Below are 12500 nucleotides of genomic sequence, written 5' to 3'. Positions count from 1 at the left end.
TCCCACTCAGGCGACGGTAAGCAAAGTTCCCTGACGCATCCGCAGCATTCGTCCGGCGGTGCGGGCCAAGGCTCCGTTGTGGGTAATCAGCAGCATGGTCACCCGCTGTTCCCGGTTGATTTTATTCAGCAGGGCCATGATTTCCGCTTCGGTTTCCTCGTCCAGATCGCCGGTGGGCTCATCGGCCAAAATCAGCCGCGGGCTGTTCATCAGGGCCCGGGCAATGGCCACCCGCCGCTGCTGGCCACCGGAAAGTTCACCGGGATAAGCCCCGGCTCGATCACCAATTCCCACCAGCTCCAGCAGATGATCGGCCCGCTGCTGCTCCTCGGTGGATCTTTCCCGGCCAAACAGGGCTGCCAGCATCACGTTCTCCCGAGCGGTGAGCATGGGCAGCAGGCTGGCAAACTGGAACATGAAACCAATTTTGCGGCTCCGGTAGGCGGAAAGTTGGGCGTCGTCCATGGCGCAAATATCGTCCTGCTCAAAGAGCACCCGGCCGGTACTGGGCCTCAGAATACCGCCAATCACCGACACCAGGGTGGTCTTGCCTGAGCCGGAATGCCCCACGATGGAGATGAAATCCCCCTCCTCAACCCGCAGGGAAACCCGATTCATGGCGGTAAGCTGATTATCTCCCACCCGGTAAATTTTACTTACGTCCTGCAGCTCCAATTGCGCCACACCGCACCTCTTTACGCGTCTTTGATGGCCAATAGCGGCTCTACTTTCTTGATCCGGTTGACCGGCACCATGGCTCCGGCCAGGCAAACCCCGGCCCCCACCAGCATCCCCAACAGGCCGATCAGCAACTGCTGCCATATTTCCAGCCCGGCCTCAATGCTGCTCAGCAACTCAAAATTGGCCGCCAGGTGAGCCGACAGCCAGGTACCGCCGGCAACCCCCAGCAGGCTGCCGAGAAAGCCCAACAGGTTGACCTCCAGGAAAAAGAGCAGTACCACGTGTGACTGCCGTGCCCCAATGGCCCGCATGATCCCGATCTCCCGGATCCGTTCGTTGGCGATGGCGGAAAAGATCGACCAGACCAAAAAAACGGTCAGCAGTAAAGAGAGCGAGACGGTGACCAGGAAGATCTTGTTGATATCGGCCAGGGTAGTCAGCCAGCGCACCCCCATGCTGCTGCGGGTCACCACGTCCACGGTGTAGATCTGCCCCTCTATCACCCGCCCCATGTAATCGGGATCGAGACCATCCTCCAACTGGATGAAGATAACCGAAATCTCATCCTCACGTACCGGCGACAGCCCGCTTTCAATGATCAACTGAAAGCTCTCCTGGGTCATGAACAGTGCATTATCCAGACCGGTGCCGGTGGCTTCCAGATCCCCGACTATACTGAACGGGGTATTGAACAGGGTGGCCTCAACCACCACCAGACCCAGTCCCAGGTTGTCGGCGGTACCAGCGCCGGCGATGGCCTCGCCGGGCCGCAGGCCACGGCCGATGGCCTGGTTGAGCCATGGCTTAATGATAAAGTCCGTTTCCGGATCGAAGGCCACCAGCATGGTGGGAATCACGTCGCAGCACAGCCCGTCGATTGAGGAAACATAGGTTTGATGAGTGACGTTTTTAACCCCCTCAATGGCCTTGACCTCATCAATCAGCTCGGCGGGCATATAAAAGGAGGTGTTGCGAGATTCCAGCAGGTATTCCTGGGCCTCGGTGCGGGCCCCAATGGGCACTGCGATGATATCGGCACCCAGACGCTGGGAAACCCGATCGATGGTGGAGGTGATACTGATAGTGAAAGAAACGGCAAAAACCAGCAGGGCCACAAAGAGGCCGATGGCAAAAACCAATACCGCCGTGCGGAAGACCTTGCGCCGTAAATTCTTTAAGGCCAGAGTAATAAAACTGATCTGCATATCAAGGTAGCCAATAGTCTAGATGAATCAAAAAAACGCCGCAGCCAACCGCCCCAAAAACGGCAGAGAGCACCGAGGCGTCCCACCAGGTTAACCCGGGCGGCACGCTCCAGTGCTCTCTGTTTTTCAACCCTCCACCTCACCGCTTAACGCGGCTTGGGTCAGGCTTTTTAGTTATAGTTGGCGTCCAGGCCGCAGAGAATTGCGCTGCCCTTCATGCCCATGGCGTTGTGGCAGCTAAGGCAAACCGAGGTAACCTCGCCCACCATCCGACGATTTTTGACATCATAAAGGGCCAGGGAGCCATCGGTGACATCACCCTCATCGGCGGCAGAAAAAACCCGGTTACGAATCGCGAACACCCCGTACTTGCCGTCGGGAGTGGGCATGAAGTCATGGGCCTCACCGGGCAGCGGGGCAGCAACCTGCACCACCTTCAGAGTTTTGGCGTCGATAATGTAACCGCGATCGCCGCCGGACTGGAAGATGTACTTGCCGTCCTCGGTGTAGTATTGCCGGAAGGTAATGGTGCCGCCGGAGGCATCCCGGGGTTTGCCGGTGATCTTGGCTTCAGCCACCTTTTTGACCTTACCCTGCTCCAGGGCCTTCATGTCCAGCAGGATCAACTGGGTGTTGCCGGTAAACTGGGTATGGCCGTCCGGGGTCAGGTTGAGACTGAGCAGGAAGTGCTTCATATCCGGCGAGTTGGTGCCGTGGGCGAAGGTGTAGGTGCCCGACTCGTAACCCAGTTCATCGAAAAAGACCCGGTGTTTATGGGTCAGATCATCCTTGCTGAAAACATCGATATAACCTTCATTGCCCATGTATACGGGCATAAAATAACCATTGGACTGGCCGGAGCCGCAGTAATTGGCGCCGGTCCAGGTGGCCCGCTCATCCGGCGGCAGGGCCTTGTCAACCAGCACACGGCCGGTGGAAAGATCGGTTTTGCCTACATGCAGGTTACCCTCTGGATCGGGCCGGTAGGTGGACCAGAACATGATGTTGCGATCGTTGGCGTCGATCCGGGCGTCATGGGTGGGATGGGTATTGGGCCGGCCGATGTTCACCATACCGGGCATACCTTTAAGAATGATGGGCTGCTCGGTGTTGTTGGGGTCGATGGTCACCTCCGCCTTGGCAAAATGACCGCCCATCCCTGCCACATAGAAGGTGGCCTCATAGGTGTTGGCACCGGCCACTGCTTTACCGGCATCCTCATCCACGGTGGTGAACGACAAATAACCCCCGACCAACATCGTTAATGCCACCGCCGTAACCATTACCTTCTTTTTCATAACCAATTCTCCTCTCTGGTGCTTTAATTTTGCCGGTTTCACCGACCTTTTCAGGGGCGGCAACAACCGGCCGCCGGCTGCCAGAACCAGCTCCAACGCCAATTCCAGGTGCGACAATTTGTCACACTCAGTAGCATAATGACCGTTTCCATCCTGCAATGCAAGAAGATTTTAACCATCATCACAAAAAAAGCACCAATCTACGGGGTGATAGAACGATCGTTCTTTGCCCCCAGGCCGACCTTGGCCCAAAAACGGTTGACCACGCCAACTTAACACACTAAAAAGACAAAATTGTCGTCCCCACCCCGGCGGCCCTGACCGGCCGCCCACTAACCAGACCCAGAACCTCCAAGACACAGGAAGAACGATGGCCACCATCGCTACAATCGGCCCGGAAGGCTCCCATGCCTGGCAGGCAGCCAGGCAGTATGACCCCGCCGCCGAACTGCTGCTGCTGCCCAGCTTCACCGACGTTTTTGCCGCCCTGGCCGCCGGCGGGGCAACCCGCGCCCTGTTGCCGGCCCACAACACCCGGGAGGGCCGCAACCGCGATTTTTTTCGTCTGCTCAGCGGCCACCCGCGTATTCACTGGCAGGATAACGTGATCCTCCCGGTCCACCTTTCCCTGGGCGCCCCAAGCAGCGACGGAACCATCAACACCGTGGTCGGACGGCCGCAGTTTCTGCGGCAGTGCGAAGAGTACCTGGCGGCCCGCCACCCCGCCGCCGACCTGCTGGCCGCCCATGACCTGAACCGCACCGTAAACGACCTGCTGAGTTCCGGCCGCACCGATTTCGGGCTTATTGAAGCCGAAGAGGCCATTCATCACTACGGCCTGGTACTGCGGGAGCGGGAAATCAGCCCCCACAACCTGACCCGCTTTGCCATTCTGGGCGACAGCCTGCCGGCGGCCAGCGGTTACGACGCCACCGCAGTCATCACCCGCCCCTTGAAAGACCGGGTGGGCTTGCTTTACGCCATGCTGGGCGAATTTGCCCGGCGAGGGATCAACCTGCTGGATATGGATTCCGAAATCGATCCCCAGAGCCGGAAACTGAGCTTCTTCATTGAAATGGAAGGACATGCCGAGGCTGGCGAAATCCGGCAGGCGCTCAAGCATGTCGAGGAAGAGGTGATCCAGGAACCCGGCAGTATCAGGATTATCGGCACTTTTCCCCGGGTGGACATCCGCACCAAGATCATCAGAAAATGCGGCTTTATCGGCAGCGGCGAGATGAGCCAGTGGTTCGCCCGCCGCCTGACCGGCGAAGGCTACGAGGTTATGCTCTCGGGGCGCAACAGCGAACTGCGCCCCGAGGAGATGATTCCCCAGGTGGACCTGGTGGCGATCTGTGTGCCCATCAGCGCCACTGCCGCCACCATCCGCCAGTACGGCCACCTGCTGGGCAAAAACCAGGCCCTGATCCTGCTGGCCGGCGAGGCCGAAGCCAGCCTGGCCACCGCCCTTGAATGCACCGGCCCGGACGTGGAAGTAATGCTGGTGCACAACCTGTGGGGTCCCAAGGCCGCCAGCATGAAAGACAAGAACGTCTCTTTGGTGCGCACCCCTCGCAGCGGGGTGCTGTGCCGCGAGTTCGAGGCCTTTTTGTACAAGCACGGAGCGGTGATTTCTCAGGATACCGCCCCCCGGCACAATCTCCTGATGGGGGTCAGCCAGAAGCTGCCCAGCGCCACCGCCATGGCTCTGGCCCTGACCCTGCGCCAGCACGAACTGCCGCCGGAGGAGATCGAACGCCACGCCACCCTGACCTCGGCCTACTCCATGCTGGCCATGGCCCGGATTCATTACCAGAACCCGCGTACTTACGCCGAAATACTGGCCTGCCCGGGGGAAGGCCGGCGGATTGTAAGGGATTTTGCCGCCAACCTGGTGCGGGTGCTGGACCTGGCCGAGGCGGAAAACATTACCGAATTGTGCCGACTGATTGAAGAAAACCGGGCCGCCCTGGGCGAAGAGTTTCTCGGCCCCACCATGGAGCAGGCCCTGGCGGTGGATAATGTGCTAAACAGCCGCCGGCCATGAGCATTGTCGCCTACCTGAGTCTGCCGCTGGTCGGCGCTTTAATCGGTTATCTGACCAACCACATCGCCATCCGCATGCTATTCCGCCCCCTGCGCCCCTGGCACCTGGCAGGCCGGCGCCTCCCTCTCACCCCGGGGGTCATCCCCGCCGCCCGCCACCGCCTGGCGGCCAATATCGGCAAAATGGTGGGGGAACACCTGCTGACCCCGCAGGATATACGCCGAGCCTTGGGGCAGGACGACTTTCAACACAACCTGCGCCTGCTGATCCAGACCCAGACCGAAGCGATTATGCAAACCCCCTTTGGGCCGGTGGAAAGCCTGGTCCCGGCGGCCTTTCGCTCCTATTTCCGGGTGGGCGTCAAGGTGGTGCGCTGGCGTTTTTTAAAACAACTCCATCAGCACCTGCAAAGCCCGGAATTTGCCGCCACGCTCACGGCCGTTTCCGAAGAACATTTTAATGAAGTGATGCAGCGCCGCCTGGACCAGGTCCTGCCCGAGGAGCAGCGGCAGGAACTGGTCAACGCGGTCAGCGAGCAGCTTCACCAGGCCATGGCCGCCCCGGCCTTTCAGCAGGGGGTGGCGGATTATCTCAACCGGCAGTTTGTACAGCTGCTGGCCGACGGCCGGAGCTTGGCCGAGCTGCTCCCCGCCCCCCTGCTAAACGCCCTGCTGGAGCGCCTGGAGCAACAGGCCCCGCGCCTTCTGGAGCACCTGGCCGAGCTGCTGGCCCGCCCGGAAGCCCAGGAAAAAGTCGCCACCGGCCTGGGGGAAGCCCTGCACCAGTTCAGCCGCTCCCTGGGCCCCATGGGGGCAGTGCTGGGCAATCTCATCACGCCGGAAACGGTGGCCGGCAAAATCCGCTCATGGCTTGGCCGCAAAGGGGAAAACGCCGGTCACTGGCTGTTGGACGAGGAAGCCCGGCGCCAACTTGCCGCCGCCATGCGCCGGGAGGCCGAAAAATTCTGCCACCGGCCGCTGGGTGAATTGCTGGCCGATATCCCCCCGGCCCAGCTGGATCAGGCCCGCCGGGAACTGGCCCAGGCCCTGGGCCGGCTCCTGGCGCGCCCGGAAACCGCCACTTTACTGAACGGCGTCCTCCATGAAGCGCTTAACGCCCACCGGGAGCTACCTTTGGCCTCTCTGCTGCAAAATTTCTGGGGCGAAGACGCCGCCGAACGGGGGCAACGGTTCGGGCAGCAGGAACTGTTACGCCTGCTGCGTTCCCGGCGGACCAAGAGGATGCTGGACCGGCTGCTGATCGACCTTACGGAAACCCGGCTACTGGCCCAGCCCCTGGGCCGGCCGGCGGATCTGCTGCCCCGCGAGATCAAAACCGGCATCAATGACTACCTGCAGGAACAAATCAACCTTCTGCTGGAGCGCGAGGTACCGCAACTGATTGACGCCCTCAACATCCGGGAGATCGTTACCCGCAAGGTAGACCGCCTGGACCTGCTGCAACTGGAAGGCCTGCTGCTCTCCATCATGCAGGATCAGTTTAAATACATCAATTTTTTCGGGGCTTTAATCGGCTTTCTTATCGGCCTGTTCAATCTGCTGATCTTAACCGTGTTTTAACTCTCTCCCCCAAAATACAGCAACCCCCCAAAAAAATATTTCTTCCCGGAACCTTTTCAGGCAACCGCTGTCTTATTAAACAAAGCCAATTACCTTACCTCCTCCTTCAAAGGTTTTGTGCTTTACCCTCTCTCCTTCCCAACGCCCGTAAGGGCACCCTAGTAAGGCCACCTGTCGTTTTCGACAGGTGGCCTTACTTTTTTTGGGAACCTTTTCCCCGCAACCCTGTCTATTAACCCAAAGACTAAAACCTTACTCTCCTCCTTCTAAGGTTTGGTACTTTTACCCTCTCTCCTTCCAAATTGTCCGTAAGGGCAAACACAAAAGGCCGTGCCCGGTTACCCGGGCACGGCCTTTTGTGTTTGCCGCCACTGCAGCGGTATGGTTAAGCGCATTTAACTTCGATCCTTCTAGGCCGGGCCGGCTCCACCTTGGGCAAGGTCAGCTTGAGCAGGCCATCGGCCATGCCGGCCTCGATTTTCTCCTGGTCGATGGTTTCGGCAATGGTGAAACGCCGCAGATAATGGCCGGTTTCAAATTCGCGTAACAACACCCGCTCGTTTTCACCGCCGTTGGCCGCCTTTACCCCCCGGATGGTCAAAGTGTCGTTTTCCAGGTTAATCTCCACGCCATCCTTGTCCACCCCGGGCATTTCTGCCCGCAAATGAACCGCTTCTTCCGATTCATAAATATCCACCGCCGGAACGAAGTAACGTTCCGGCTTGGTCGGCTCACCGGCCTGCTGCACTTCCTGTTTGTGTTGAACTTTCATTTCCTTGTCACTCATCACGCACCTCCTGTAAGATGTCGTCGGCAATTTATCAGGCGGTTTTGATCTCGATCCGCCGGGGCTTGACCTCTTCCGCCTTGGGCAGGGTAATCAGCAGGATACCGTTTTTGCCCACCGCCGTTACCCGTTCGGGATTTACCCGGGTGGGCAGGGTCAGGGCCCGGCTGAAGCGGCCCGACTCAATCTCCCGGCGGTGACAGGCCACTTTTTCCGCCTCCGCCGCCTCAAGCCCCCGGCGTTCCCCCTTGATGGTCAGGGTATCCCCTTCCACCGCCACTTCCAGGTCGCCGGCGGCCACCCCGGGTAATTCCGCCCTTACATAGAGGTTATGCTCATCTTCGGAAATGTTGAGGGCCGGGAACACGGTACTGCCGCCGCGGGCCGCCTCGTTACCCAGGTTGCGAAACAGGGTGTCGAATTCCCGGCGCATTTTCTCGAAATCCGCCCAGGGGTTACGAAAAACCGGTTGATCGTAAAAGCGCATCACAGCCATAGGTCACCTCCTGTTGATGTTGTCTTTAAACCACTATCAGCCTGTAATTCCGGCCTTTACGTCCTAAATAATAAGACCGATCCGGCGACTGTCAAGATTTGCCCCGAGCAACTTTTTTTACTGATTAACAAAAAGAAATCGGGTATAAAAGATGGTTTTTCTGCCCACAACTTATCTAATATCACAACAGGAGGTTACCAATGAAGCTTATTCTCTTGGGTGCGCCCGGCGCCGGCAAAGGCACGGTGGCCAAGATGCTCACCGCCATCGACGGCTCCGTCCAGATTTCCACCGGCGATATTCTCCGGGGCGAGGTTCAGGCCGGCAGTGATCTGGGCCGCCAGGCGGAAGATTACATGAACCGGGGCGACCTGGTGCCCGATTCACTGATCATGGGGATCATGGAAAAACGCCTGCAGCAGCCGGATTGCGCCAAGGGCTTTCTGCTGGACGGCTTTCCCCGCACCATTCCCCAGGCCGAAGCCTTGAAGGAACTGCTCAATAAACTTGGCATCACCCTGGACATGGTGGTTAACATCGATGTCCCCCGGGAAGTGCTGCTGGACCGGCTGACCACCCGCCGCACCTGCACCAACTCCGAATGCCAGGCCATCTATAATGTTAAAAGCATGCCCCCCAAACAAGAAGGGATCTGCGACAAATGCGGCAGTCCCATCGTCCAGCGCGACGATGAAACGGTGGAGGCCATCACCCACCGCCTGGAGACCTACAACCAGAAAACCGCCCCCCTGGTCGGCTTTTACGAAAAGGAAGGGCAGCTCCAAACCATCACCGGCACCTCCAGCGACGCGGTGGTCAACGCCATAAAATCCGAACTCGGCATGTAAACTTGCAGCAGCACCGCATTCTGGGGCGATCGGCCCGGCTTGCGTACTGATGTACGCGGCGCCGGTCCGCTTGCCCCAGCCTGCAGCACTGCTGCAAGTTTACGGGTCGTAATATCAGCAGGTTATTACTCTTGACTAACGGCTATGAGGACAACCCGGTAACCATCATCGGTGGTGGGCTGGCCGGGGCGGAGGCTGCCTGGCAGGTCGCCCGGCGTGGCTGTGCCGTAACGCTTTATGAAATGAAGCCGGGCAACTGCAGTCCGGCCCACCAGTCGCCGGACCTGGGCGAGCTGGTCTGCAGCAATTCCCTACGGGCCGAGGATCCGCACAGTGCCGTGGGGTTGCTCAAGGAAGAGATGCGGCGGCTGGGCTCTTTGGTCATGGCGGCGGCGGACGCCACCCGGGTGCCGGCCGGCCGGGCTTTGGCCGTAGACCGGTCGCTGTTTGCCCGGCACATCACCCAAGCCCTGGAGCAGGAACCGCTGGTGACCATCATCCGCCGGGAGGTCACGGAAATTCCCCCGGCGGGCGGAGCCCCCATCATCATTGCCGCCGGCCCGCTGGCCGCCGCCGGGCTGGCCGCCGCGCTGGCCCGGCTGATCGGCGACAAGCAACTGGCCTTTTACGACGCCATCGCCCCCATTGTCTACGCCGACTCCCTCAACCGCGACATAATTTTTTCCGCCTCCCGCTACGAAGAAGGCCCCGGCGATTACCTCAACTGCCCAATGGACCGGGAGCAGTACCAGCGCTTCATCAAGGCGCTGCTCACCGCCCCCCAGGTGCCGCTGCACGATTTCGAGGAACCCAGATACTTTGAAGGTTGTCTTCCCATCGAGATCATGGCCGCCCGCGGCGAAGACACCCCCCGTTTCGGGCCCATGAAACCGGTGGGCCTGATCGACCCCCGCACGGGCCGCGAGCCTTATGCAGTGGTGCAGTTGCGCAAGGAAAACCGGGAGGGTATGCTCTACAACCTGGTGGGCTTCCAGACCAAGCTGAGCCATGCCGGGCAAAAAGAGGTTTTCCGCCAGATTCCCGGCTTGGAGCAGGCCCAATTTGCCCGCCTGGGCAGCATCCACCGCAACACTTTTGTTTGCGCCCCCAGGGTCTTGCAGGCCAGCCTGCAACTGCAGGCCCGGGCAGACATCCTGCTGGCCGGCCAGATCAGCGGCGTGGAAGGTTATGTGGAATCGGCCGCCGGCGGCCTGCTGGCCGGCATCAACGCCGCCGCCCTGCTGCTGGGCAAGCCGTTGTCGTCGCCGCCGCCGGAAACCGCCCTGGGCGCTTTGATCAACCATTTGATCCGGACCGAGGCCGACGTTTTTCAGCCCAGCAACATCAATTTCGGGCTGTTTCCACCCCTGATGGCCGCAAACGGTAAAAAAATCCCCAAAAGACTGCGAGGTGAAACCCGTGCCCGAATCGCCCGCCAAGCCCTGGCCGACTGGCAAAAAAAACTGTAACCCAACCCCCTCTTTAAGCCTCACTAGCACCCCCGGCAGTTGGTTGCCGAAGCCGCAGCGGCGGCCGGCGGCGGCCTGGCTGCTTTTTCTCCTGCTGTTCTCCCTGGCCTGGCCCACGGCCGGCCGGGCGGCGGATGAACATCAACAAGCACCATGGCAGGAACTGCTGCAGCGCGAGTTTTACCCGAGCTACGAACTGGCCCGGCTGGCGGTAACCGAGGCCCGGCTGCAAGAAACGAAAGGCCGGGTGGAGCTGCATTTCACCCTGGTCCAGCAACAGGATACCCCTTTGCCGCTGGATATCCCCATGCTGGTCAGCACCCCCCGGCAGGTCTACAGCACCACCCTTACCAGCCAGCGAAAAAAAACCGCTTTCACCCTGGAACTGAACGACCGCCCCACGGAAATCCGGCTGGACCCCTACCAGGAGTTGCCTCGGCACTTGAGCCCAAACGAACTGCCACCCTCCTGGGCCGGTTTTCTGGCTGCCGAACAGCGCCTGGCGATTATCCCCGCCGAAACACCGGCGGCCTGGGAACCCTTGCTGGACCTGCTGGCCCGGCTGGATATCGATGCCCTGCCCCTTGAGCAGATTGAGCCTGCCGCCCTGGCCACCTCCTCGCTGCTCTTTGTGGGTTCGGAACAGGAAAATCCCGCCCGGGGCTTTTTTGCCGCCCCGCTGCACCCGGGGTCAAACCACCCCATTACCCTGGAGGCCCGGGAAAACCCGATAAACCCCGAGCAAACCGGCATCCTGCTGAGTCTGCACTCCCAGCCGGCAGCCGCCGATCTGGAGACCCTGCTCACCACCCTTGATTCCCCGGGCCTGTTCAGCCAACTGAAAATTGCCGACAACACCCTGGAGCAACAGATCAAAGCCCCGCATCAGCAGGGTATTCTGGTGCGGCTGGATCAACCGCCGGACGGTATTGCCGCCCCGGCCCGCCGGAGTTTTCATGAGATCATGGCCGAACTGGCCGACACCAGGGTGATCTATGTGGGCGAGGTCCACAGCCGTTACGAGGATCACCTGCTGCAGCTACGGGTTCTTCGGGCCATGCACCAGCAGCACCCCAAGGTGGCGGTGGCCATGGAGATGTTTCCGGCCGCAACCCAGCCGGTACTGGACGCCTATGTGGCAGGGGAACTTGACGAGCCGGAATTTTTGCGCCAGTCCGATTACTTCACCAACTGGAGCTTTGACTACCGCCTGTACCGGGAGATCATCGATTTTGCCCGCCACCACGGGCTGCCCATCATTGCCTTGAACCTGGAGCGGGGGCTTACCAGCAAGGTCTACCGCGAGGGCGGCACCACCGCCTTAAGCCCCGAGGAACTGGCCCAACTGCCCGCCGACCGGGATCTGGCCCTGCCGGGCTTCCAACAACGGATCGGCGCGGCTTTTACCATGCACGACAGCGACCCGGAAACAGACCCGGCCGGTTTCAGTGGCTTTTTGCAGGCTCAAAGCATCTGGGATGAACAAATGGCTCACCGGATGGCCAAGTTTTTGCAAGAAAACCCCGAATACCGGCTGCTGGCCGTGGTGGGCCAGGGTCACAGCGACAAACGCAACGCCATCCCGCCCCGCTTGGCCCGACGGCTGGCGGTGGAGCAAAAGGTGATCCTGCCGGTACGGGAACAGACCGCTTCTGCTCCCGCCGCCGATTATTTCTTTTTTGTGCCATCGCAAAGCCTGCCGGACCAGGCCCTGCTGGGCGTCCGGGTAAGGGACGGCGAGGAGGAAAGCGGCGCCCTGGTGGTGGGCCTCAGCCCCCGCGGCAAGGCTCGGGCGGCGGGGATCATGGAAGGCGACCTGATTGTCGCCATTGATGATTGGGAAATAACCGGCACCAACGAATTAAGAATCGCCATGCTTTACCAGCAGCCCGGCCAGACTGTGAAGGTACGGGTGCTGCGTCCCATTGATACGGAGCGTGACGAAGAAACGGAAGAGTTGGAAGAGTTGGAAGAGTTGGAAGAGTTGGAAGAAACACCGAAAAGCTTTGAAACACAAGAATTTACCCTGGAACTCTAAACAGCGGTGAGAATAAAATAAATTTGCCGCCCGAGCCAATTATCTGCTTTT

General features: G+C 60.0%; 10 protein-coding genes. 5 read left to right on the top strand and 5 right to left on the bottom strand.

Annotation, left to right across the window (positions count from 1 at the left end; translation table 11 throughout):
* Positions 1 to 6: 6 nt before the first annotated feature.
* The 3 genes from DAAHT2_RS02220 to DAAHT2_RS02210 form a co-directional block, all read right to left on the bottom strand.
* A complete protein-coding gene (locus DAAHT2_RS02220) occupies positions 7 to 684 on the bottom strand; it encodes an ABC transporter ATP-binding protein (protein ID WP_013162674.1) in 678 nt (225 codons plus the stop codon).
* A gap of 11 nt (positions 685 to 695) precedes the next feature.
* Positions 696 to 1886: an ABC transporter permease gene (locus tag DAAHT2_RS02215; protein ID WP_013162673.1), complete on the bottom strand. Its 1191-nt coding sequence runs from the start codon at positions 1884 to 1886 to the stop codon at positions 696 to 698.
* A 170-nt stretch (positions 1887 to 2056) separates the two neighbouring features.
* Positions 2057 to 3184, bottom strand: coding sequence for a hypothetical protein (locus DAAHT2_RS02210; protein ID WP_013162672.1), 1128 nt, complete (start codon positions 3182 to 3184; stop codon positions 2057 to 2059).
* A 370-nt stretch (positions 3185 to 3554) separates the two neighbouring features.
* Here DAAHT2_RS02210 and DAAHT2_RS02205 point away from each other — a divergent pair, with 370 nt between their 5' ends.
* The gene (locus tag DAAHT2_RS02205; RefSeq protein ID WP_013162671.1) at positions 3555 to 5231 is read left to right on the top strand and encodes a prephenate dehydratase domain-containing protein; all 1677 of its coding nucleotides are present in this window, start codon (positions 3555 to 3557) and stop codon (positions 5229 to 5231) included.
* Complete coding sequence (locus DAAHT2_RS02200; RefSeq protein ID WP_013162670.1) at positions 5228 to 6811, top strand: DUF445 family protein; 1584 nt, start codon at positions 5228 to 5230, stop codon at positions 6809 to 6811. The genes DAAHT2_RS02205 and DAAHT2_RS02200 overlap by 4 nt, the downstream gene beginning before the upstream one ends.
* Positions 6812 to 7196: 385 nt before the next feature.
* Here the strand turns inward: DAAHT2_RS02200 and DAAHT2_RS02195 are convergent, their stop codons facing one another.
* Entirely contained in the window at positions 7197 to 7598 is a 402-nt protein-coding gene (locus tag DAAHT2_RS02195; protein ID WP_013162669.1) for an Hsp20/alpha crystallin family protein, read from the bottom strand.
* Positions 7599 to 7632: 34 nt separating this feature from the next.
* Positions 7633 to 8094: an Hsp20/alpha crystallin family protein gene (locus tag DAAHT2_RS02190; protein WP_013162668.1), complete on the bottom strand. Its 462-nt coding sequence runs from the start codon at positions 8092 to 8094 to the stop codon at positions 7633 to 7635.
* Between the two features lie 200 nt (positions 8095 to 8294).
* Between DAAHT2_RS02190 and DAAHT2_RS02185 the strand changes: the two genes are divergently transcribed.
* From DAAHT2_RS02185 to DAAHT2_RS13695, 3 genes are all read left to right on the top strand, one after another.
* Complete coding sequence (locus DAAHT2_RS02185; RefSeq protein WP_013162667.1) at positions 8295 to 8942, top strand: adenylate kinase; 648 nt, start codon at positions 8295 to 8297, stop codon at positions 8940 to 8942.
* 131 nt (positions 8943 to 9073) lie between these two features.
* Positions 9074 to 10411 carry a methylenetetrahydrofolate--tRNA-(uracil(54)-C(5))-methyltransferase (FADH(2)-oxidizing) TrmFO gene (gene trmFO / locus DAAHT2_RS02180; RefSeq protein ID WP_013162666.1) on the top strand — a complete coding sequence of 446 codons (1338 nt, stop codon included), beginning with the start codon at positions 9074 to 9076 and terminating at the stop codon, positions 10409 to 10411.
* Between the two features lie 43 nt (positions 10412 to 10454).
* Complete coding sequence (locus DAAHT2_RS13695) at positions 10455 to 12449, top strand: ChaN family lipoprotein (protein WP_049824350.1); 1995 nt, start codon at positions 10455 to 10457, stop codon at positions 12447 to 12449.
* Positions 12450 to 12500 lie beyond the last annotated feature (51 nt).

This window comes from Desulfurivibrio alkaliphilus AHT 2 (assembly GCF_000092205.1).
Classification (GTDB): domain Bacteria; phylum Desulfobacterota; class Desulfobulbia; order Desulfobulbales; family Desulfurivibrionaceae; genus Desulfurivibrio; species Desulfurivibrio alkaliphilus.
The sequence above is the reverse complement of the archived record's forward strand: the minus strand, read 5'-3'. Positions and strand labels throughout refer to the sequence as shown.

Coding starts and splice junctions, on each gene's coding strand:
- DAAHT2_RS02210 (WP_013162672.1), bottom strand. CDS start 3,184: ATGAAAAAGAAGGTAATGGTTACGGCGGTGGCATTAACGATGTTGGTC.
- DAAHT2_RS02205 (WP_013162671.1), top strand. CDS start 3,555: ATGGCCACCATCGCTACAATCGGCCCGGAAGGCTCCCATGCCTGGCAG.
- DAAHT2_RS02195 (WP_013162669.1), bottom strand. CDS start 7,598: ATGAGTGACAAGGAAATGAAAGTTCAACACAAACAGGAAGTGCAGCAG.
- DAAHT2_RS02185 (WP_013162667.1), top strand. CDS start 8,295: ATGAAGCTTATTCTCTTGGGTGCGCCCGGCGCCGGCAAAGGCACGGTG.
- DAAHT2_RS02190 (WP_013162668.1), bottom strand. CDS start 8,094: ATGGCTGTGATGCGCTTTTACGATCAACCGGTTTTTCGTAACCCCTGG.
- DAAHT2_RS02215 (WP_013162673.1), bottom strand. CDS start 1,886: ATGCAGATCAGTTTTATTACTCTGGCCTTAAAGAATTTACGGCGCAAG.
- DAAHT2_RS02200 (WP_013162670.1), top strand. CDS start 5,228: ATGAGCATTGTCGCCTACCTGAGTCTGCCGCTGGTCGGCGCTTTAATC.